Source organism: Pseudomonas sp. JE3303, from assembly GCF_056312565.1.
In genome coordinates this window covers 299,274-321,284 of record NZ_JBWGIF010000001.1, presented here as the reverse complement: position 1 = coordinate 321,284, position 22,011 = coordinate 299,274, and the positions used below count along the sequence as shown (strand labels likewise).

General features: G+C 63.3%; 21 protein-coding genes. 6 read left to right on the top strand and 15 right to left on the bottom strand.

Annotated features, from left to right (window positions below; translation table 11 throughout):
- Positions 1 to 90: 90 nt before the first annotated feature.
- Complete coding sequence (gene serA, locus AC0ZZU_RS01595) at positions 91 to 1,320, top strand: phosphoglycerate dehydrogenase (protein WP_476338510.1); 1,230 nt, start codon at positions 91 to 93, stop codon at positions 1,318 to 1,320.
- A 131-nt stretch (positions 1,321 to 1,451) separates the two neighbouring features.
- Positions 1,452 to 1,955, top strand: a complete 504-nt coding sequence (locus AC0ZZU_RS01590; protein ID WP_476338508.1) for a transporter substrate-binding domain-containing protein — start codon at positions 1,452 to 1,454, stop codon at positions 1,953 to 1,955.
- A 23-nt stretch (positions 1,956 to 1,978) separates the two neighbouring features.
- On the opposite strand, the gene AC0ZZU_RS01585 is transcribed toward AC0ZZU_RS01590, so the two are convergent.
- A complete protein-coding gene (locus tag AC0ZZU_RS01585) occupies positions 1,979 to 2,611 on the bottom strand; it encodes a 2OG-Fe(II) oxygenase (RefSeq protein WP_476338507.1) in 633 nt (210 codons plus the stop codon).
- Between the two features lie 114 nt (positions 2,612 to 2,725).
- On the opposite strand from AC0ZZU_RS01585, the gene AC0ZZU_RS01580 reads away from it, so the two are divergent.
- Positions 2,726 to 3,478, top strand: a complete 753-nt coding sequence (locus tag AC0ZZU_RS01580; protein ID WP_476338506.1) for a hypothetical protein — start codon at positions 2,726 to 2,728, stop codon at positions 3,476 to 3,478.
- On the opposite strand, the gene bipL is transcribed toward AC0ZZU_RS01580, so the two are convergent.
- A complete protein-coding gene (gene bipL, locus AC0ZZU_RS01575) occupies positions 3,479 to 4,399 on the bottom strand; it encodes a phospholipase BipL (RefSeq protein WP_476338505.1) in 921 nt (306 codons plus the stop codon). It abuts the gene before it with no gap.
- Positions 4,400 to 4,542: 143 nt separating this feature from the next.
- Between bipL and AC0ZZU_RS01570 the strand changes: the two genes are divergently transcribed.
- Positions 4,543 to 6,909 carry a penicillin acylase family protein gene (locus AC0ZZU_RS01570; protein ID WP_476338504.1) on the top strand — a complete coding sequence of 789 codons (2,367 nt, stop codon included), beginning with the start codon at positions 4,543 to 4,545 and terminating at the stop codon, positions 6,907 to 6,909.
- Positions 6,910 to 6,980: 71 nt separating this feature from the next.
- On the opposite strand, the gene AC0ZZU_RS01565 is transcribed toward AC0ZZU_RS01570, so the two are convergent.
- The 12 genes from AC0ZZU_RS01565 to dibA form a co-directional block, all read right to left on the bottom strand.
- Positions 6,981 to 7,766 carry a MetQ/NlpA family ABC transporter substrate-binding protein gene (locus tag AC0ZZU_RS01565; protein WP_476338503.1) on the bottom strand — a complete coding sequence of 262 codons (786 nt, stop codon included), beginning with the start codon at positions 7,764 to 7,766 and terminating at the stop codon, positions 6,981 to 6,983.
- Positions 7,767 to 7,952: 186 nt separating this feature from the next.
- Positions 7,953 to 8,897 carry a sigma 54-interacting transcriptional regulator gene (locus AC0ZZU_RS01560; protein WP_476338502.1) on the bottom strand — a complete coding sequence of 315 codons (945 nt, stop codon included), beginning with the start codon at positions 8,895 to 8,897 and terminating at the stop codon, positions 7,953 to 7,955.
- A 64-nt stretch (positions 8,898 to 8,961) separates the two neighbouring features.
- Positions 8,962 to 9,543: an alpha/beta hydrolase gene (locus tag AC0ZZU_RS01555; protein ID WP_476338501.1), complete on the bottom strand. Its 582-nt coding sequence runs from the start codon at positions 9,541 to 9,543 to the stop codon at positions 8,962 to 8,964.
- 249 nt (positions 9,544 to 9,792) lie between these two features.
- Positions 9,793 to 10,194, bottom strand: coding sequence for an ExbD/TolR family protein (locus AC0ZZU_RS01550; protein WP_324122966.1), 402 nt, complete (start codon positions 10,192 to 10,194; stop codon positions 9,793 to 9,795).
- Position 10,195: 1 nt separating this feature from the next.
- Positions 10,196 to 10,918 carry a MotA/TolQ/ExbB proton channel family protein gene (locus tag AC0ZZU_RS01545; RefSeq protein ID WP_476338500.1) on the bottom strand — a complete coding sequence of 241 codons (723 nt, stop codon included), beginning with the start codon at positions 10,916 to 10,918 and terminating at the stop codon, positions 10,196 to 10,198.
- A 36-nt stretch (positions 10,919 to 10,954) separates the two neighbouring features.
- Positions 10,955 to 11,752: an energy transducer TonB gene (locus AC0ZZU_RS01540; protein WP_476338498.1), complete on the bottom strand. Its 798-nt coding sequence runs from the start codon at positions 11,750 to 11,752 to the stop codon at positions 10,955 to 10,957.
- Between the two features lie 285 nt (positions 11,753 to 12,037).
- Complete coding sequence (locus AC0ZZU_RS01535) at positions 12,038 to 13,027, bottom strand: sulfate/molybdate ABC transporter ATP-binding protein (protein WP_476338496.1); 990 nt, start codon at positions 13,025 to 13,027, stop codon at positions 12,038 to 12,040.
- A gap of 3 nt (positions 13,028 to 13,030) precedes the next feature.
- Entirely contained in the window at positions 13,031 to 13,903 is an 873-nt protein-coding gene (cysW, locus tag AC0ZZU_RS01530; RefSeq protein WP_476338494.1) for a sulfate ABC transporter permease subunit CysW, read from the bottom strand.
- Positions 13,904 to 13,915: 12 nt separating this feature from the next.
- A complete protein-coding gene (cysT, locus tag AC0ZZU_RS01525; RefSeq protein WP_476338493.1) occupies positions 13,916 to 14,734 on the bottom strand; it encodes a sulfate ABC transporter permease subunit CysT in 819 nt (272 codons plus the stop codon).
- 89 nt (positions 14,735 to 14,823) lie between these two features.
- Entirely contained in the window at positions 14,824 to 15,831 is a 1,008-nt protein-coding gene (locus AC0ZZU_RS01520) for a sulfate ABC transporter substrate-binding protein (protein WP_476338492.1), read from the bottom strand.
- Between the two features lie 47 nt (positions 15,832 to 15,878).
- A complete protein-coding gene (gene oscA, locus AC0ZZU_RS01515; RefSeq protein WP_016489716.1) occupies positions 15,879 to 16,061 on the bottom strand; it encodes a sulfur starvation response protein OscA in 183 nt (60 codons plus the stop codon).
- A gap of 156 nt (positions 16,062 to 16,217) precedes the next feature.
- Entirely contained in the window at positions 16,218 to 18,113 is a 1,896-nt protein-coding gene (gene dibA, locus AC0ZZU_RS01510) for a phosphodiesterase DibA (RefSeq protein WP_476338490.1), read from the bottom strand.
- A 152-nt stretch (positions 18,114 to 18,265) separates the two neighbouring features.
- On the opposite strand from dibA, the gene desA reads away from it, so the two are divergent.
- Positions 18,266 to 19,450, top strand: a complete 1,185-nt coding sequence (desA, locus tag AC0ZZU_RS01505; protein ID WP_476339102.1) for a delta-9 fatty acid desaturase DesA — start codon at positions 18,266 to 18,268, stop codon at positions 19,448 to 19,450.
- A gap of 136 nt (positions 19,451 to 19,586) precedes the next feature.
- The gene (locus AC0ZZU_RS01500) at positions 19,587 to 20,576 is read left to right on the top strand and encodes a GGDEF domain-containing protein (RefSeq protein ID WP_476338488.1); all 990 of its coding nucleotides are present in this window, start codon (positions 19,587 to 19,589) and stop codon (positions 20,574 to 20,576) included.
- 219 nt (positions 20,577 to 20,795) lie between these two features.
- Here the strand turns inward: AC0ZZU_RS01500 and AC0ZZU_RS01495 are convergent, their stop codons facing one another.
- Entirely contained in the window at positions 20,796 to 21,992 is a 1,197-nt protein-coding gene (locus AC0ZZU_RS01495; RefSeq protein ID WP_476338486.1) for an HDOD domain-containing protein, read from the bottom strand.
- Positions 21,993 to 22,011: the final 19 nt, after the last annotated feature.

Below are 22,011 nucleotides of genomic sequence, written 5' to 3'. Positions count from 1 at the left end.
AGCATAGCGACCCCGCCATTCGTGCTACAGGCCGATGCCGCGACGCTTTACTTCCCTGCCATTTTTTCTCCGGGACACAGGTTTACGCAGATGAGCAAGACTTCTCTCGACAAGAGCAAGATCAGGTTCCTTCTTCTTGAAGGCGTCCACCAGAACGCAGTGGATACCCTCAAGGCTGCCGGGTATACCAACATCGAGTACCTCACGGGTTCCGTACCGGAAGCCCTGTTGAAGGAAAAGATCGCCGACGCTCACTTCATCGGCATCCGCTCGCGCACCCAGCTGACCGAAGAGATCTTCGATTGCGCCAAGAAACTGGTCGCTGTCGGCTGTTTCTGCATCGGCACCAACCAGGTCGACCTGGATGCGGCCCGTGAGCGCGGCATTGCTGTGTTCAACGCCCCGTACTCCAACACCCGTTCGGTCGCCGAGCTGGTACTGGCCCAGGCCATCCTGCTGCTGCGCGGCATCCCCGAGAAAAACGCTTCCTGCCACCGTGGCGGCTGGATCAAGAGCGCGGCCAACTCCTTCGAGATCCGTGGCAAGAAGCTTGGCATCATCGGCTACGGCTCGATCGGCACCCAGCTGTCGGTGCTGGCAGAAGGCCTGGGCATGCAGGTGTACTTCTACGACACCATCACCAAGCTGCCGCTGGGCAACGCTACTCAGGTGGGCAACCTGCACGAGCTGCTGGGCCTGGCCGACATCGTCTCGCTGCACGTGCCTGAACTGCCATCCACCCAGTGGATGATCGGCGAGAAGGAAATCCGCGCCATGAAAAAGGGCGGCATCCTGATCAACGCCGCCCGCGGCACCGTGGTCGAACTCGATCACCTGGCCAACGCCATCAAGGACAAGCACCTGATCGGCGCCGCCATCGACGTGTTCCCGGTCGAGCCGCGCTCCAACGATGAAGAGTTCGAGAGCCCGCTGCGCGGCCTGGACAATGTCATCCTGACTCCGCACATCGGTGGCTCCACCGCCGAGGCCCAGGCCAACATCGGCCTGGAAGTCGCCGAGAAGCTGGTCAAGTACAGCGACAACGGTACTTCGGTATCGTCGGTCAACTTCCCAGAGGTGGCCCTGCCGGCCCACCCGGGCAAGCACCGCCTGCTGCACATCCACGAAAACATCCCGGGCGTGCTCAGCGAGATCAACAAGGTCTTCGCCGAGAACGGGATCAACATCTCGGGTCAGTTCCTGCAGACCAACGAGAAAGTGGGCTACGTCGTGATCGACGTCGATGCCGACTACTCGGACCTGGCGCAGGAAAAGCTGCAGCAGGTCAAGGGCACCATCCGGTCCCGCGTGCTGTTCTGATTCCGGTTGCAGCCTGAAAAAGGGAGGCCCTGGTGGGTCTCCCTTTTTTTTGCCTTCAGCTAAACATTGTGAGGGACCCGGGGTCAGAGCCTGCGTTCAGAATCCACCGCCAAGAAGAAAAAGGTATAGCCATGCGTTCGACCCTGCTCATCATCCTCGCTCTGATTGCCAGCCCCTGGGCCCAGGCAGAGCTGATCGACGAAGTGAACGACCGCGGCGAGCTGCGCATCGCGGTGCAGGCCGATACTCCGCCGTTCAGCTTCAAGGAAAATGACCGCCTGACCGGCTTTGCAATCGAGCTGGGACAAGTGCTGGCCGGTGAACTGGATGTGCGCGCCGAGTTCATCGAGATACCTGCCGATGAGGTCGTGCCGGGTGTTGAAAGCGGCAAGTACGACATCGCTCTCGACCCGGTGAACGCCAGCGAGCAATTCGATGGGCGCGTCGACGTGAGTCAGCCCTGGAAGACCGCTGAAGACGGCAAGCCGTCGCTGGTGATTCCTTTCCAGAAGGGTAACCCTGCGTTTCGCAGCGCCGTGGACAACGCCTTGCAGCGCATCAAGGACGACGGCCGCCTGACCGCCCTGCAACAGAAGTGGCTTGAGAAAAAAGACGATACACCAGCGCAGCCGTAGCCTGGCCCGTCAGGGTCGATCGCTCAGAACGGCTCATTGCCACGACGCCGGAACCAGCCCGTCAGTGACAGGCGGTCACGCTGCGCCGGCAGCACTTCATGGGGAATGTCGCCAGAGAGAAAGACCACCAGGCAACCGGCGCAAGGCTGCACATCGTGCACCACGCCATCGGCCAGGCTCATGCGCAGCTCGCCCCCATCGTCGGGTTGCCAGCCCTCGTTGAGGTAGATGATCGCCGACACCATGCGCCGGTCATCGTCGCGAAAGCGGTCCAGGTGCTGGCGATAGAAGGCCCCCGGCGGGTACATCGCAAAATGGCATTCGAAGTCTTCGAGCCCCAGGAACAACCCACGGTTGAGCGCCTGGCGCAGGCTCTCCATGACACCGAGGTAGCGGTCGCAGACCTCGGCCTGGCCGGGCTCGATCCACTGGATGTGGTCACCCCGGATACGCTCCAACACCTCCTGGGCAGCACCGCGCCCGACACTGGCCGGCGCCAGCTCGCCCTCCGCGGCGCGTTGCAGGCACTCGGCCGCAAGCGCCAGGCTCAGGTCCTGGGGCAGAAACACGTCGTGCTGCGCCCAGCCACGGGTGGCCAGGTCATCGACGATACGCAACAGCGAGGGGTGATCGGGGGAGATGTGCATGGCGCGCATAGTATCCATCCGCCAGTCAAACCGACAGCGCCACTTGGCCGAGAGTGTGCAATGGTATCTCGACAAAGGCGGGCCCTGTTACGGACAATGGCGGCCTGCCGACAGGAGTCTTGAATGCGCCGTTTGTTTTGCTTGCTGCTGATGCTGTGCTGCACCATGCCTGTCTGGGCAGACAGCCTTGATCAACTGTACAAGGCCGCCGGCTGGCCCGACCAGCGCGCCCACTTCATCGATGCTCTTGGCGCCGCCCAGCAGCGCTATCGCAACAGCCTGCCGCCTGCGGTCTACCAGGCGCTGGTCAACAACAGCAACCAGCGCTTCCAGGCCCAGGCAATAGACCGCCGCGCCCTGGCGCAACTGCGCGCCAATCTCAAGGACCCGCAGCCCGCGCTGGGCTTCTTCCAGTCGCCGCTGGGACGCAAGGTGGTCGCCGCCGAACTGCTGGCGACCCGCCGCGACCAGTTGGCCAAGCATGCCGAGGGCTTGCCCAAGATCGCCGCGAGCGACAACCGCCTGCTGACCATCGGCCACCTGGCCCAGGCCCTGCCAGCCCGCGAAGCCGGCGCCGAGGTCAGCCTTGCGATCGCAGGCGTCGCGGCAGACAGCCTCAGCTCGATGCTCCCCGGCCTGTTCGGCGGCGGCCAGGCCCAGGGTATGCTCGAAGGCCAGCGCCAGCGCCTGATGCAGCAGATCGGCGATGACCTCTCCAACACACTGCTGTATGTCTACCGCGACCTGTCCGACGCCGAGCTCGAAGAGTTCGCCACCTTTGCCGAATCGCCCCAGGGCGAGGCGTACTACAAGGCCGCCCTGGCCGCGATCCGCGCGGGGCTCGCGGTCGGCCAGAACGCTGCCGACCTCAGGTGATCAGCCCAGCCGCTGGTCGATAAAGGCGAAGTAGCGCTCACGGATATCGGGCAGCTCGTTGGCCAGGTGGTGCCGTGCGTCGGGCAGCATCAATATCTGCGGATCAGCGAACTTGGCCCTGAGCACCTTGAGGTTGTAGGGCCAGTCCACCGTTCCATCCGCCTCGCCTTGCACGATCAGCGGCCGCCGCAAGCTGCTCGGCGCCGATTCGATTCGCTTGACCCAGTTCACCAGAGCCCCGACCCAGGCCGTCGGGAGGCGCCTCGGCTGCAGCGGATCGGCCTGAAGAAACGGCAGAAACAACGGGTCGTTGCTGTTCTCACTGAAGCGCCGGTCGATGCCGTTGACGAAGTGGCGCAACACCCGGTAACTCAGCTTCGACCAGTACCAGGCCCGAGGCCGCACCAGCGGCGCCAGCAGGATCGCCTGGCCGTCCGCCGGGCTGCGCTCCCCTTCATGCAGCAGGTGATCGATCACGATGGCTCCGCCGGTGCTCTGCCCGCACAGGTGCCAAGGCCGCGGCAGGTCGAGCAGCCGTGCTTGCTCGAACAGCGCCTGCAACATGTGCTGGTAGACCAGGAAGTCGTCGATGCTGGCCCGCTCGCCGCTGGACAGGCCATGTCCAGGCAAGTCGCAGGCGATGACCGCAAACCCCTGGCCAAGCGCCCACTCGATGACATGCCGGTAGAGGCCCATGTGGTCGTAGAAGCCATGCAGTAGAAACAGCGTTGCCACCGGTGCTTCGGGCAGCCATACCTGCCCGGCCAGGTCGAATCCGTCGATGTGCAGGCTCCCTAGCCACCCTTGGCCTGGAAGGCTGTAGAAACGCTGGTAGTTCAGCGCCTGGACCGACAACGGCTGGCGCGCCGCCAGTGGCGCAAGGCTGGCGCGCAGCAGGTCGGGATGGAAAGACGCAGGCATCGGTGGAATCCGGATCGAATGAACGGGAATATTCAGCTCTGAGCTCCGCCGTGGCAAGCTGGCGAGCGGTTCAACACGGTGATTTCTGTGAGCGCGAATAGGATGCAGACCCTGGGTGGAGCTCGAATGCACAAGGATTCTCGATGAAACGCAGTCTGATCTTCATGGCACTGGTTGTGGCCGTCATTGCCGGGGCCGGCTCCTGGTATGTGCAGGGCAAGCTGCCACAGCGTGAGGGCGAGACGGCCATCGCCGGCCTGCAGGAGCCCGTGAGCGTACACTTCGATTCTCGCGGAGTGCCGCATATCGAGGCGCGCAACGAGCCGGACATGTACCGCGCGCTGGGCTACGTGCACGCCCAGGACAGGTTGTTCCAGATGGAGATCGTCCGGCGCCTGGCCCGGGGCGAGCTGGCCGAGGTGCTGGGCAGCAAGCTGGTGCCCACCGATACTCTGTTCCGCAGCCTGCGCATCCGCGATCAGGCCGAGCGCATGGTCGAGCGTCAGGACAGGCAATCTCCCGCCTGGCTGGCCCTGCAGGCTTACCTGGAGGGCATCAATGCCTGGCAGGCCAGCCATCCCAAGCCCATGGAATTCGATCTGCTGGGCATCAATACTCGTCCCTTCACTGCCCAGGACACCTTCAGCGTCGCCGGCTACCTGGCCTACAGCTTTGCAGCGGCCTTTCGGACCGAGCCTGCGCTGACGTTCATTCGCGACCAGCTGGGAGCCGAGTACCTGCGCATCTTCGACCTCGACTGGCAGCCAGAAGGCGCCTTGCAGTCCACCGCCCTGGCAGCCGAGGACTGGCGCTGGCTGGAACAGCTGGCGCGACTGAGCCACGAGGCACTGCGCGATGCGGGTGTGGCGCAGTTCGAAGGCAGCAACGCCTGGGCTGTGTCGGGCAGCCGTACCCGCAGCGGCAAGCCGCTGCTCGCGGGCGACCCGCACATCGGCTTCGCCGTGCCTGCCGTATGGTACGAGGCGGAACTGAGCGCGCCGGGCTTCAACCTGTACGGCTATCACCAGGCGCTCAACCCCTTTGCCTCCCTGGGGCATAATCGCGACTTCGGCTGGAGCCTGACGATGTTCCAGAACGATGACGTCGACCTGATTGCCGAACGCGTCAACCCAGACAACTCCGAGCAGGTCATGGTCGATGGCCAGTGGCAGGACCTCGAGCGGGTCGAGCAGCAGATCGCGGTCAAGGGGGAGGCTCCTGTCAGCATTACCCTGCGCCGCTCGCCCCATGGTCCGATCGTCAACCCAGTGATCGGCGATGCCGCCGGGCCCACGCCTGTTGCCTTGTGGTGGGCGTTCCTGGAGACCGAGAACCCGATCCTCGAAGGCTTCTACCAGGTCAATCGCGCCGACACCCTGGCCAAGATGCGCACCGCGGCGGCGAAGATCCAGGCACCGGGCCTCAATCTGGTCTGGGCCAGCGCCGCTGGCGATATCGGGTGGTGGGCGGCGGCGCAACTGCCGGTGCGGCCTGCCGGGGTCAACCCGGCGTTCATCCTCGACGGTGCCAGCGATCAGCCACACAAGGCAGGCTTCCAGCCTTTCAGCGCCAACCCGCAGCAGGAGAACCCAACCAGCGGGTATATTGTCTCGGCCAACTTCCAGCCGCCCGCGGCCATCCCCGTACCGGGCTACTACAACCTGCCTGACCGGGGACGCCAGCTCGACCGCCAGCTGGCCAATCCCGAGATCCGCTGGGACGTACAGAACAGCCAGGCGCTGCAACTGGACACCGGCACCGACTATGGCCCCCGCACCTTGGCACCCTTGTTGGGCACTCTGCGCGACATCGCCCGGGACGATCAGGAGAAGGAGCTGGTCGAGCAGCTTGCCGCCTGGCAGGGCGACTACCCGCTGGACTCGATCAGCGCCACGCTGTTCAACCAGTTTCTGTACGACCTGGCCTACACCGCCCTGCACGATGAGCTCGGCGATACCTGGTTTGGCGTGCTGATCAATACCCGCGCCATCGATGCCGCGTTGCCTCGCCTCGCGGCGGATGCAGGGTCGCCCTGGTGGAACCAGCAGGGCAGCACCGAGCGCAGCGACCGCACCCAGGTGGTACGCGAGGCCTGGCAGCGCAGCCTGGCGCACTTGCGCGAGCGGTTTGGCGACGACCCTGCGGCGTGGCAATGGGGCAAAGCCCATACCCTGACCCACAATCATCCGCTTGGCACGCAGAAGCCGCTGAACCTGCTGTTCAACGTTGGTTCCTTCGCGGCACCTGGCAGCCATGAAGTGCCCAACAACCTGTCGGCGAAGATGGGCCCGGCGCCCTGGCCGGTGACCTATGGCCCCTCCACCCGCCGCCTGATCGATTTCGCCGACGCCGGGCAGGCGCTGACCATCAACCCGGTCGGGCAAAGCGGAGTGCTGTTCGACCCGCACTATGGCGACCAGGCCCGCGACTACATCGAGGGCAGGTATCACACGGCACAAATGGGCGCGGACTCGGCCCGCGTTGGCTTGCGGCTCGTGCCGGAGCGGTAACACCCTGCAGTGATCGAGCACACATGAAAAAGCCGGCGCAGGACGCCGGCTTTTTCATGAAGCGAAGTGCATCAGAACGCCGGCAATACCGCGCCGCTGTATTTCTTCGCGATGAAGGCCTTGACCTCAGGGCTGGTCAGGGCCTTGGCCAGTTTCTGGATGGCTTCGCTGTCCTTGTTGTCAGGACGGGCCACCAGGAAGTTCACGTATGGCGAGTCGCTGCCTTCGATCACCAGGGCGTCCTTGGCCGGGTTCAAGCCGGCTTCCAGGGCGTAGTTGGTGTTGATCATGTCCAGGTCAACCTGGTCCAGCACGCGCGCCAGCATGGCCGATTCCAGCTCGCGGAACTTGAGATTCTTCGGGTTCTCGGCGATGTCTTTCGGCGTTGCCAGGGCGTTGCTCGGATCCTTCAGGGTGATCAGGCCTGCCTTCTGCAGCAGGATCAGGGCACGGCCGCTGTTGCTGCCTTCGTTCGGGATGGCCACGGTGGCGCCGTCCTTCAGCTCGTCCAGGCTCTTGACCTTCTTCGAGTAACCCCCAAACGGCTCGACGTGAACGCCGATCACGGTTACCAGGTTCGTGCCTTTGCCTTCATTGAAGCTCTTGAGGTACGGCAGGGTCTGGAAGTAGTTGGCATCCAGACGCTTCTGGTCGACCTGCACGTTGGGCTGCACGTAGTCGGTGAAAACCTTGATCTCCAGGTCCACGCCCTGCTTGGCCAGGGTCGGCTTGATCAGCTCGAGGATCTCGGCATGCGGCACCGGAGTCGCGGCCACGACCAGTTTCTCAGCCGCCTGGGCGAAGCCTGTCATCGACAGAGCGGCAGCCAAGGCAGTCAACAACAGAGCCTTTTTCATGGAATTCCTTAATTTGAAAGCGGGGGCCATCGGAGGACGGCGAAGTCGATGCCAACCGGCGTCGCGGTGGGCGTGAAGCGGACGATACCGGGATTTTTTATGCCGTAACAATATCTTTTACTTAGCTAATTATTCCAAAACGCACTATAAGCCAAGTGATCTGCCAGTGAGCACCCGCGGCAGGCTCTAGCGCACAGGATTGGCCAACTGACCCAGTGCATTTTCCAGTACCTCACGCAGGGCCGAACGCGACTCGGGACCTCCCATGCTCAGCTGTTGCAGTTGCGTTGCCAGGCTTGCGAGCGGGTCGGTATCGGGAAGATTGAGGTGCTCTGGCCGCACTTCTTCGCCTTGGCCCACCAGCAAGGCGAAATGAATCACGTTTTCCAGCTCGCGTGTGTTGCCCGGCCAGCTGTGAGCTTCCAGCGCCAGTTGCGCCGCGTCGCTGATAAACGGTACGGGACGGTCCAGGCGCGGGCTGTAGATGCCGACAAAGTATTCGGCCAGCGGCAGGATATCGCCCACCCGCTCACGCAGAGCCGGCAGCTCCAGCTGGCCCTCGCGCAGGTAAAGGTACAAGCGCTCGTTGAAACGCCCCGCCTGCACGGCCTGGGCCAGGTCGATGCTCGACGCGGCCACCAGTCGCACATCCACCGCTTGCGGGTGATGGGCACCGACGCGGGTGACCTCGCGGTTTTCCAGTGCCGCCAGCAGTTTTACCTGAATGGCCTGTGGCAGATCGGCAATCTCGTCCAGATAGAGCGTGCCGCCGTTGGCCGAGCCGAACCAGCCGGCTCGGCTGCTGGCGGTGCCGCTGTGGACACCGGCGCTATAACCGAACAGTTCGGCGTCGGCATAGGTCGGACTGATGGCCGCACAGTTGACCGAGACAAACAGCCCGCCACGGTCGCTGGCCCGATGAATCTGGCGCGCGAGCAACTCCTTGCCGGTGCCGGTCTCACCGCGAATCAGCACGGGCAAGGGCTGCGGTGCCAGCCGTTCAAGCGCCAGGCGCAATTGCTGCGAGCGCGGGTCGACGAACACCAGGGCTTTGGCACGGATGCTCAGCGGGCTCTTGTCCAGCTCAGGGAAAGTCAGCAGAGGCTGGCCAAAGGTACTGTGAAAACTCATGACGAACTCCCGCCCCGTACCGCGCAGGGCCGGGCGTTATCAGTGAAGCGGATGGACGGCCGGCTCAGGCACGGCGCAGCGCCCGCTGTTCGATTCGGCCCTGGAGGCGGAACAGGTAGGCGAAACCCTGCTCCCAGCGCTCATGCCCGGACTTGACGTTGATATGCCCTGCACTCGCCAGTATCCCGGCCTCGGCGTCCCAGACACGCGCCAAGTGCATCGCACGCGGCACGCTGACGGCCGGGTCGTTGTCGGAACTGACCACCTGGCTTGGGAACGGCAATGCCTGCAGCGGAATTGGCGCGAAGTTGCGCAGCGCTGCCGGGCAGGCTGGCCGCTCGACGTCGGCAGGCGCCACCAGCAGCGCGCCGCGCACCAGGTCAAGCAAGGCCGGGCTGGCCTGGGAAGCCCAGTGGGCAACCGTGATGCAGCCCAGGCTGTGGGCAATCAGGATCACTGGCGTGTGTTCTGCCGCGATGGCCTGCTCGAGCGCCTGCACCCAGTCTTGACGTTGCGGCGTCAACCAGTCGTGCGGTTCGATACGGGCGCTGTTGGGCAGGCTGCGCTGCCAGTGACTCTGCCAATGATTTTCTGGCGATCCTTGCCAGCCCGGCACAATCAGGTAACGAATGGATTCATTGCGCATGGGGACGCCTCCTGTGAGGTTTGCGTGCTTGGAAACAAGTATTAGGGAGCGGGTTATATTCGTAAAGGAATAAGAAGCTATTTATTAATAACCTTTTTACATACACGCCCCTCCACGATCGGTGGTGAATCCTGTCACCTCGGTGTGTCAAATTGATTGCGGCCAGGCAGGTCTTTCTTGAATCCAAAAAAAAAGGCTATCCCCCTGCCAAGGAGAAACGGCCTGAAGCACTTGCCTGAGAACTGTTGCTCAACGCGCCGTGATCACCGCCAGCTTGGTGATCCCTGCCCGCTCGATGGCTGCCATGGCGCGCGCCACTTCGCCGTAGTTCACGCCGTCATCAGCCTGCAGTTGCACGCGCAGTTCGGCATCCTTTGCCTTGGCTGCCTGCAGGTTGGTTTCCAGCAGGTCGGGCTGGATCTCATCCTTGTTGATGAACAGCTTGCCCTCGCCGTCGATGCTCACCACCAGCGGGTCCTTCTGCTCCACGGGGGCCACAGCCTCCGTCTTGGGCAAGTTGATCGGGATGGCATTGGTCAGCAGCGGCGCGGTGACGATGAACACCACCAGCAGCACCAGCATGACGTCCACCAGGGGCGTGACGTTGATTTCACTGAGGACTTCATCGTTGTCCTGTGTCGAGAAGGCCATCTCAGGACGCCTCCTTCACAGGCTGGGTGAAGCCGGCCTGGGCCTTGTTCACGGCCGGGTGGACCAGTACGCGGAAGGCACTCTTCTGCGCCAGGCTGTAGAAGTCATGGGCAAAGTCGTCAAGGTCGGCAGCCGTCAGTTTCAGGCGGCGCAGGAAGTAGTTGTAGACCAGCACCGCAGGCACCGCGACGGCGATACCGACGCCGGTGGCGACCAGAGCCGCGCCGATCGGGCCGGCCACGGTTTCAAGGCTCGCCGAGCCCGCTGCGCTGATGCCCTTGAGCGCTTCCATGATTCCCCACACGGTACCGAACAGGCCGATGAAGGGAGAGGTGCTGCCAATACTGGCGACCACGGCCAGGCCGGTTTCCAGTGAGCGGCGTTCACGCACGATCTGCTGGCGCAGGGCGCGTTCCAGGCGGTCCTGATGGTTGATCGCATGGGCCAGATCAGCGGCATGGCCAGGCTCGCCGACCGCGATGGCGGCGTAGCCCGCTTGTGCCACCCGCGCTGCAGGACCAGGCTGCTCATGGCTGATTTCCGCTGCCGAGTCCAGGCTTGAGGCGGCCCAGAAATGCTGGTGGAAGCGTTTGTCCTGATTCTTGAGCCGTACGAACTGCACGGCCTTGACCAGGGCAAGCGCCCAGGTCGCAACGGAAAAACCGATCAGCAGCCAGATGACCGCACTTTCAACGGATTCGAGTGGGGATGCCAGTAAGCTCATGATGAATACTCTCCAGGTTCGGTCGTTTGTCGCGAATTAACGAAGCTTGAAATCGATCGGCACGCTGACCCAGCCCACCTGGGCCACCTCACCCTGCTTGGCAGGCACGAAGCTCCAGCGCTTGACGGCCGCCAGGGCGGCGTCATCGAGGGCAGCGCGGCCACTGCTCTTCTGGATCTCGATCTGCCCCGGCTTGCCACTCGGCAGGACCTGGACACGCAGTTGAACAGTGCCTTCCCAACCGCGGCGCTGGGCCATCTGTGGGTAGTCCGGTGCTGGGTTCTTAAGGTAGGCGGCGTTGGCCGAAGCCGGTGTCACCGGTGCCGGAGCAGGTGGCGCGGGCGGTGCCGGCGCTGCAACCGGTGGCGGCGGAGCCTCGACCGGTTTGGGCTGAGGCACCGGTTTGGCGACGGGCTTGGGCGCAGGCTTGGGTTTCGGCACCGGCTTGGGCGCGCGCTTGGCGGCCAGCTCGTCGACAACGGGTGGCGGTGGCGGCTCCACCACGGGCGGTGCCGGTGCTGGCGGCGGAGGTTCGGGAGGCGGCGGCGCGGGCGCGGCGAACTCGATGGTCATCGGTGGGATTTCTGGCGGAACCACCGGCAACGGCGGGGTTGGTGTCTGGCTGACCCAGTAGGCCACCGCACCGTGCAGGGCCAGCACCAGCAGCCCCAGCACGGCCTTGTCGCGCCGTCTCAGGCCGCTCAGTGGCGTGCGCTGCAGCCGCAGCTGCGCCAGTGGCAGACGTAACGTGCGGCCAAGGTCGACCAGATCGCCACCCGGCGCCTGGCGCCATGGCGGGTCGTAGGCCTTGACGGTCGTCTGGACATTACCCATTGATCAACTCCTGGGGTCGTGAAGCGAGTCATGACGGGCTCACGGAGCCCTTCGCATGGCTGAATCATCGGCGCCAGACGCTTATCTCATAAAGTAATGTTTATCTTTGTAGTTAGTGTTTTTTGGAATATTCAATTCTGCTGATCATGTCCAACCCTTGCTGTTCAAGGGATGCAGCGGCGCGTGGCGAAAGACATGCCGCACAGGCATCAGAAATATTCGCGCAAGGCATTGGCTCATGTCGTACAGGCAAAAAAATCCCGGGACCGGCCCGGGATTTTCGAATCAGAGGTCTTGAACCTTCTGCCACACCTTCGGCTTGAAGAACAACGTCTCTCCCCGCGCCAGCCCGGTCAGGCTGTCATGGTCCTTGACCACTTCGGCCTCGATCAGCTCGCTCTGCCCTTCGACCTTGAGCGTCACCCGCGTGGTAGCCCCCAGCGGCCGGATATCCCGTACCTGAGCTGGATGATGGCCCTCGACCTCATGCCGCGACAGCGACACCTCATGCGGGCGGAACAGCACGTGGTGGCCTTCGCTCAGGTGCAGGCGGTTGGAGTCGCCCAGGAAGTGATACACGAAGTCATTGGCCGGCTCCTCGTACACTTCGCCCGGCGAGCCGATCTGCTCGATCACGCCCTTGTTCATCACCACGATCCGGTCGGCGACTTCCATGGCTTCTTCCTGGTCGTGGGTCACGAAGACCGACGTCAGGTTGATGTCCTCGTGCAGGCGCGCCAGCCAGCGGCGCAGCTCCTTGCGCACCTTGGCATCGAGGGCGCCGAACGGCTCATCGAGCAGCAGCACCTTGGGCTCTACCGCCAGGGCACGGGCCAGGGCGATACGCTGGCGCTGGCCACCGGAAAGCTGCTCGGGATAGCGGTCGGACAACCAGTCGAGCTGGACCATGTTCAGCAGCTCATGGACCTTCTCGGCAATCTTGCTCTCGCTCGGACGCTCACCCTTGGGCTTCATGCGCAGGCCGAAGGCGACATTGTCGAACACGCTCATGTGGCGGAACAGTGCGTAGTGCTGGAACACGAAACCGACGTTTCGGTCACGCACATCATGCCCTGACACATCCTCGCCATGGAACACGATGCTGCCCTGGTCGGGTGTCTCGAGCCCGGCAATGATGCGCAGCAAGGTGGTCTTGCCACAGCCCGACGGGCCAAGCAGGGCCACCAGCTCGCCGCTATGAATATCCAGGTTGATGGTGTTCAGGGCCTGGAAGGCGTTGAAACGCTTGCTGACGTTGCGAACTTCGATCGACATGAATTATTCCTCCGCTGCGCTATGGCGCAGGCGGTCAATGCGGGATTCGCTCCACTGCTTGAGCAGCAGGATGAACAGCGCCAGGATCAGCAGCAAGCTGGCCACGCTGAAGGCCGCAACATGGTTGTACTCGTTGTAGAGGATCTCGACGTGCAGTGGCAAGGTGTTGGTGACGCCGCGGATATGCCCCGACACCACCGATACCGCGCCGAACTCGCCCATTGCCCGCGCGGTACACAGCACCACGCCATAGATCAGGCCCCACTTGATGTTGGGCACGGTCACGTGCCAGAACATCTGCCAGCCATTTGCGCCCAGCAGCCGCGCGGCTTCTTCTTCCTGGGTGCCTTGCTCCTGCATCAGCGGGATCAGCTCGCGTGCAACGAATGGTACTGTCACGAAGATGGTCGCCAGCACGATACCCGGCAAGGCGAACACGATCTGGATATCGTGGTCTTGCAGCCACGGGCCGAAGAAGCCCTGTGCGCCGAACATCAGCACATAGACCAGGCCCGCGATCACTGGCGAGACCGAGAACGGCAGGTCGATCAGCGTCACCAGGATGCTTTTGCCACGAAAATCGTACTTGCTCACGCACCAGGCCGCACTGACCCCGAACAGCAGGTTCAACGGCACCGAGATGGCCACGGCGAGCAGCGTCAGCTTCAACGCCGACAGGGCGTCGGCTTCGAAGATCGCCTCGAAGAAGGTCCCGAAGCCCATCTTCAGGGCCTGGGACACCACGATGACCAGGGGCAACAACAGGAACAGCGCGAACACCAGCCAGGCTGAAACGATCAGCACACGGCGTGAAGTGGCGCTGCCACGGCGGGCGGCATTGGCCGAAGCGGCCGCGCCCAGACTAGACATAGACATTCAAGGCCTCCTTCAAGGGGTTTCGATGCGCCGCTGCAGCAGGTTGATCAGCAGCAGCAGGATGAAGGAAACCACCAGCATCAGCACGCCGATGGCGGTGGCGCCGGTGTAGTCGTACTGGTCGAGCTTGACCATGATCAGCAGCGGCAGGATCTCGGTTTTCATCGGCATGTTGCCCGCGATGAAAATCACCGAACCGTACTCACCGACCCCACGGGCGAAGGCCAGGGCAAAGCCCGTCAGCCACGCCGGCAGCAGCGCTGGCGCCAGCACATGGCGGAACACCTGCAGCGGCTTGGCGCCCAGGCAGGCGGCGGCTTCCTCGACCTCGCGCGGAATATCGGCCAGCACCGGCTGCACCGTACGCACCACGAACGGCAAGGTGACGAAGGTCAGCGCCAGGGTGATGCCCAGCGGGGTGTAGGCGATCTTGAAGCCCAGGTCGGTGGCAAACTGCCCGACCCAGCCGGCCGGCGCGTACAGCGCGGTCAATGCGATACCCGCCACGGCGGTAGGCAGTGCGAATGGCAGGTCGATCATCGCATCGATGATCTTGCGACCCGGGAAGGTGTAGCGCACGAGGACCCAGGCCAGCAGCGTGCCGATCACGCCGTTGATGATTGCCGCGAACAGCGCGGTGCCGAAGCTCAGCTTGAGCGCGGCGATCACCCGCGGGGCACTGATGATGTTCCAGAACTGATCCCAGGTGAGCTGGGCGGCATGCACGAACATGGCTGCCAGCGGGATCAGCACAATCAGGCTGAGGTACACCAAGGTGTAGCCCAGTGTCAGCCCGAAGCCGGGTATGACAGGGGAGATACGACGTGACATAGAAGTCCCTGGTTGAACGCACGAAGCCCGGGAGCAAGTCCCGGGCCCATGCAGGCTACGAAAGAGTGTTAGGCCCTAGGGGCACCCGCTCACTGCGCCGTGTAGATCTGGTCGAACACGCCGCCATCGTTGAAGAACTTCGGCTGGGCGGTCTTCCAGCCGCCAAAGTCCTTGTCGATGGTCACCAGGTCCAGTTTCGGGAACTGCTTGCCGAATTCGGCGGCGACCTTCTCGTCACGCGGACGGTAGAAGTTTTCTGCGGCAATCTTCTGACCGGCCGGGCTGTACAGATGTTTCAAGTATTCGGTGGCGATCGCGGTGTTGCCCTTTTTCTCGGCGTTCTTGTCGACCACCGCCACAGGCGGCTCGGCCAGGATCGACAGCGATGGGACGACAATGTCGAACTTGTCGTTGCCGCCGTCTTCCTTGAGCGCGAGGAAGGCTTCGTTTTCCCACGCCAGCAGCACATCGCCCTGCCCGTTGTTGACGAAGGTGATGGTCGAGCCACGCGCCCCGGTGTCCAGGACCGGCACGTGCTTGAACAGCTCCTGCACGTACTCCTGGGCCTTGGCTTCGCTTCCGCCCGCCTTCAGGCCATAGGCCCAGGCGGCGAGGAAGTTCCAGCGGGCGCCTCCGGAGGTCTTCGGGTTGGGCGTGATCACCGACACGTCTTTCTTGATCAGGTCGCCCCAGTCCTTGATGCCTTTCGGATTGCCCTTGCGCACCAGGAACACGATGGTCGAGGTGTAGGGAGTGCTGGCGTCCGGCAGGCGAGCCTGCCAGTTGTCGGGCAGGGTCTTGCCGAGCTTGGCGATCTCGTCGATATCGCCGGCCAGGGCCAGGGTCACCACGTCGGCACGCAGGCCATCGATGACCGCACGGCCTTGCTTGCCCGAACCACCATGGGATTGCTGGATCTTCACCTTGTCGTCCGGATGGCTGGCCTGCCAGTGCTTGACGAACTCGGCGTTGTACTGCTGGTACAGCTCACGGGTTGGGTCGTAGGACACGTTCAGCAGTTCGTAGTCCTTGGCGATGGCGGAACCGGCAAAAACGGCACTGGCCAGAGCGGCAAGCGCATAACGGCGGATGGACATGGTGAAGCTCCCGATTGGCATTTTTTCTAGTTGGAAGTGATGCGTTCTCAGCCGGACTTGTTGCCGGGCTGTTGCAGGCGGAACTTCTCCTTGCGTTCGATCTGCACGACCTGAGCGTTATGCACGGTGATTTCCACCGCGCCGAAACGCAGGTCGCGGAGTGCGCTCTGGATTTCGCGCAGAATGGTGGCTTCGTCCTGACCGTCGATGCTGCGCAGAGATGCACTCATGCTCGTTCTCCTGTGAGATAGGGTGCCGGGCAAAATAGGTGGAGGGACGGCGCCTGGCGTGAGAGCCATAGTAGAGAGACGCGGATATTCTTAAAAATACTGTTTAAGAATTTTTATATAACCAAAATATAATTTTGCTGCCGTGGGCCCGTTTCTTCAGGACTGCTGCAACGCTGTGACCGGCACTGGCCTGCCAAACCAGTATCCCTGTCCCAGCTGACAGTCATGCTCAAGCAGGAACGACGCCTGCTCCGCCTGCTCGATCCCCTCGGCATGCACCTGCATGTTCATGCTTCGAGCCAGTGCGATGATGACCCGGACGATGGCGATGTCATCCTCATCGCCGGGCAAGCCGGCGACGAATCCCTGGTCGATCTTGAGCTTCTGCACCGGCAGGCGCTTTAGCCGCAGCAGCGACGAGTAGCCCGTGCCGAAATCGTCGATCGCCAGGCGCAGCCCAAGCTCGCGCAGGCGGTGCATCTGCTCCAGCGATACCTCGGGGTCTTCCATGACCGCGCTTTCGGTGACCTCCAGTTCCAGCAAGCCGGGGTCCATGCCGGTGTCATGCAACACCGTGCCTACCTGCTGGTACAACTCGCGATGGCCAAACAGACGGCTGGAGATGTTCACCGCGACGAACTCCAGCGCACGCCCCTCGCTTTGCCAGCGGACCATCTGCTGGCAAGCCTCGCGCAGTACCCAGGTGTCTATCTCGGCGATCAGCCCGGTGCGCTCGGCGATCGGGATGAACTCGCCCGGCGGCACCAGCCCGCGCTGCGGGTGCTGCCAGCGCACCAGCGCCTCGACGCCGACCATGCGCCCGCTGAGCAAGTCATGCACGGGCTGATAGAACACCCGCAACTCGTCCTGCTCGAGCGCGCGGCGCAGCTCGCCAGCGGTTTCGACGCGGTGCTGGGCGTGGGCCGTGAGCTCTTCGGTGTAGAGCGCGTATCCAGCGCGGCCGTTGCCCTTGGCCTTGAACAACGCCGAATCGGCATTGCGCAGCAGCTGCTCGGCGCTCAGGGCATCGCTGGGGAAGCGGCTGATGCCGATGCTGGCGCTGATGAACAGGCGATTGCCCTCGAGGACAAAAGGCTCCCGCAGGTGCTCAATGATGGATTGGGCAAAGGTAGCCGCCTGGCCGACCTGCTGGCAGTTCTCGGCCAGCACCCCGAATTCGTCGCCGCCCAGGCGCGCAAGGGTCATGCCTGTGCCGAGCTGAGTGTGCAGACGCTCGCCTACCTGCTTGAGCAACTGATCGCCGATGTTGTGCCCCAGGCTGTCATTGATGCTCTGGAAATGATCCAGGTCGAGCAATAGCAGGGTGCACCCACGCTTGCTGGCCTGGGCCGCGGCCAGCGCTTGTTCGGCACGGTCGTTGAACAGCAGGCGGTTGGGCAGGCCGGTAAGCGGGTCATGGTGCGCAAGGTAGGCCAGCTCGCGTTCCGAATGCTTCATCGCGCTGATGTCGCTGAACACCGCCACGTAGTGGCTGACGGCATTGTCGTCATCACGAATGGTGCGGATGGTCTGCCATTGTGGATAGATTTCGCCGCTTTTGCGGCGATTCCAGATTTCGCCGCTCCACTCACCCTTGTCGCCCAGCGCCGCGAAGATCTGCTGGTAGAAGTCGACGCCATGGCGCCCGGACTTGAACTTGTTCGGCCGATGGCCCAGGACCTCGTCTTCGCTATACCCGGTGATCCGCATGAACGCCCGGTTGACGTGCACGATCACCCCGTCGAGCCCCGTCACCAGTACCCCTTCCAGCGTGCTGTCGAACACTGCCGCTGCCATGCGCAGGCGTTCGCGGTCGGCGCTGCGAAGGCGGGCGCCCACGCCAATCGACTTGAGCAAGCGGGCGCGCGAGACAAATATCAGCACGGCGCTGAGCATCACCCACACGAAGGCATTGACCTGGTGACCGAGGGCCAGCGCCGCCGGTTCAGCTGTGAGGTTGCGCAGGAACTGGTCGGAAACGATCAGCCAGGATATCGACAGCACCAGGTAAAGCGCGGCCATGCGCAGGGAGTCGCGAACGGATACAGACATGTCGGGTGGATAAGCCCCTGAAAAATAAAGGGCATTATAAAGGCTGAAACATTCCGTGACTTCCCATGAATCGGGCTGACTGGTTTTATTTCCTCATGGGAGGATAATGCCCAGGCTGCTTCCCTACCCTGCCTGCGAGGGCCCCAATGCCTATGTGGTACAACGGTTTGCTCGATCTGTCGGCCTGGCAGCTCCTCGCCGTCGCGCTGGTCATGACGCACGTGACCATTGTCAGTGTCACCGTCTATCTGCACCGCTACTCCGCGCACCGCTCCCTGGAGTTGAATGCGGGACTCAAGCACTTCTTCCGCTTCTGCCTGTGGCTGACCACGGCGCAGAACACCCGTGAGTGGACTGCCATCCACCGCAAGCACCACGCGAAGTGCGAAACCGTCGACGACCCGCACAGCCCGGTCATCAAGGGCTTGTCCACGGTGCTGCGCAAGGGCGCCGAGCTGTACCGCGAAGAAGCGCGCAACCCTGACACACTGCGCATCTATGGCAAGAACTGCCCCGAGGACTGGATCGAGCGCAACCTCTACTCGCGCTACAAGCACGCCGGTATCGTGCTGATGGCCGTGATCGACCTGCTGCTGTTCGGCACCATCGGCATCACCATCTGGGCCGTGCAGATGATGTGGATTCCCTTCTGGGCAGCCGGCGTGGTCAACGGCCTCGGCCATGCGGTCGGGTATCGCAATTTCGAGTGCCGCGACGCCGCCACCAACCTGGTGCCATGGGGCATCATCATTGGCGGCGAAGAGCTGCACAACAACCACCATACCTACCCCAACTCGGCCAAGCTCTCGGTCAAGCGCTGGGAGTTCGACATGGGATGGGCCTGGATACGCCTGTTCTGCCTGCTACGCCTGGCCAAGGTGCAGCGCGTCGCGCCCATCGCCCACCGGGTCGAAGGCAAGGGCAGCCTGGACATGGACACCGCCATGGCGATCCTCAACAACCGCTTCCAGATCATGGCCCAGTACCGCAACCTGGTGATCGGTCCCCTGGTCAAGCAGGAGCTGGCGCGGGTCGATGATTCGGTGCGGCACCAGTTCCGCCGTGCCAAGCGGCTGCTGTCGCGCGAGACCAGTCTGCTTGAAGACCGGCATCATGTGCGCATCGAATCGATGCTTGCCCACAGCCAGGCACTCAAGACCATCTACGAAAAGCGCCTGGCACTGCAGCAGATCTGGGCCCGTACCAGCGCCAACGGCCACGACCTGCTGGCCGCCATGAAAGACTGGATTCACGAGGCCGAGGCCAGCGGCATCCAGTCTTTGCGAGACTTTGCCGGCCAGCTCAAGACCTACTCCCTGCGTCCAGCCAACGCCTGACGCCGTTGATCGACATGCTCCGCAATGGGGCATGTGGCCTGGAACTTTCGGCTAGCGTATTTACTCAAACCGCTTATCGCCCGCGTGGCGGGCGAATCGCGCCGCACGCTCCCTCGCCGAGAGAAATACCGTGCACATGGTCAAGATCGATTCCCCCTCGTTTACCGGCGCCCAGCCACCCGAAGCCGCGCAGACCTTGCTCGCGCTGCTGCATGCCCAAGGCGAAGTGGCCCGCCTGAGCGAGCGCGAGCAGCTGTACAGCTCGCTGCTCGACAGCGTCAACGCCGTGCTCTGGGCCTTCGACTGGGAAAGCCGCCAGGTACTCTACGTGAGCCCGGCGTACGAGCGCATCTTCGGCCGTCCGGCCAGCCTGGTGCTGGCCGACTTCAACGAGTGGCGCGACAGCATCTACCCTGACGATGTCGATCATGCCGAGCGCAGCATGGCCCAGGTGCTGGTCACCGGCGCCGTCGAAGACCGCGAGTACCGCATCATTACCCCCGACGGCCAAGTGCGCTGGCTCAGCGACAAGTGCTTCATCAACCAGCAGAACGAGCCAGGCCAGCGGGTGATCATTGTCGGTATCGCCGAGGACATCACCGAGAAGAAGCAGCTCGAAGGTGAACTTCAGCGCCTGGCCACCACTGACGTACTGACCCAGAGCAGCAACCGCCGGCACTTCTTCGACTGCGCCCGCCAAGCCTTCGACAAAGCCCGTGAAGAGGGCGAGCCCTTGTCATTCCTGTTGCTGGATATCGATGATTTCAAGCAGATCAACGACAGCTATGGCCATCAGGAAGGAGACCAGGTGTTGCAGCGGATCGCCGACAGTGGCAAGGCCGTCTTGCGCCGTGGTGATCTGTTCGGGCGTATTGGCGGTGAGGAATTCGCCGCCGTGTTCCCAGGCTGCACCGCCCCCGTCGCCGAGCAGATCGCCGAGCGTTTGCAGCGCGAGATCCAGCGGTTGAGCTTCAGCCACGGGCAGCAGGTGTATGGCGTCACGGTGAGCCAGGGGCTGACCGGGTTGAAGGATGACGACGCCGACCTGGATGCCCTGTTCGCGCGGGCCGATGCGGCGATGTATAGCGCCAAGCGGCAGGGGAAAAATCAGATCGTTCGGGGGTAAGGCGGACAAAAGCCCGGCGAGCCGGGCTCTGCGCGGTGCACACCGCCTGTGTAGGAGCGGCCTTGTGCCGGGACGCCGGACCGCGCGAAAGGGCCGCGCAGCGGCCCCAAAATCGCAAGCCCGTCACAATCCTTCCTGACCGCCCCAATACCCCGATCCTGTAAGACAAATCTGAATCTCACATCAAAAGCTTTAGCGCTGATTACCTTCGGAAGTATCCTACAGCCGCTTCAACACCCCCGCCTCCAGCTTCAACAACCGCGCCGTCTTCCCCTCAGCCAGCCGCTCGACCCCCACTCCCTCCGGCAACCGGGCCATCTGCCCCGCCAGGTTCATTGCCAGGATCTCACGCGAATACACCCCTCCGCCGAGCTGATAGATCGCCGCGATCAACTCACGCAGGGTCAACGGCAATCGCCAGCGGGTACGCAACGCCGAGCCGAATGCCGCGCCGAAGTCTTCGAGGGATTTCTTGATATCCCGCTCCTCCAGCTCACTACCCGCCAGTTGCCACTCTTGCAGGCAGCGCAGCACAGCCAGGTCCCCCAGGCAATGCAGCAACCCGGCGCAGTAGCAGCGCTCCTGGTCGAGGCCGAGCTGGCGGGCCAGGTTGCTGGCGAACTCTGCAGTGCGCAACGAGAGATTCCAGTAATGCTCGGCATGCCGGGCCAGCTCCGGATCGTTGAGCCGGGCGCTGCGCTTGAGGGTCAGGCCGAGGATGAGGTTCATGCTCTGAACGGTGCCGAGCTTGTTCAGCGCCTGCAGCAGGCCTGTCACCGAGCCTTCGCGATGCAGGGCTGCGCTGTTGGCGGCGGCGATGAGCACGGCGGTGATCTGAGGGTCGTCGCGCACCTCGGCTTCAAGCACCCTGAGATCGAGCCCCTGGGGGTTGAGCGCACGCTTGAGCGCGGTCTGGACGTCGGCAAACAGCGGCCCGCCATCGGCAGTCGCGCGCTTTTGTTCAAGAAAACGCGGCAACGTGATGCCGGGCTGCAAGGGCGGCACGGGACAGGCGATCTGCTCACCCACATGCACCAGGAGTGTTTCCAGGCGTTGGCGAAGGGAATCCATGTTGAGCGGCTTGCTCAGGTAGGCAGTCGGCGCCAGCGGCAGCACCTCGCGCACGCTGGCGCTGTCGCTGCGGTTGCTCATGAGGATGAAAGGCAGCGCTGGCTTGCGGCCTTTGCCGCGCACGCTGCGCAGCAGGTCGAGGCCGTCGATGCCGGGAAGCTCGCGGGCGGCAATGATCAGGTCGGGCTGGCTGGCCAGGGCGGCGAGGGCCTGGGAGCCATCGGCGCAGACCTGCACGCGGGCATCGCAACGCACGCTGAGCAACATCTGGCTCAGCATGTCACGCACCCAGGGGTCACCCTCGGCTATCAGTACGCAAGGGGGAACGGGGTCCGCAGCGCTCATGGTCGATCTCCGGCAAGCC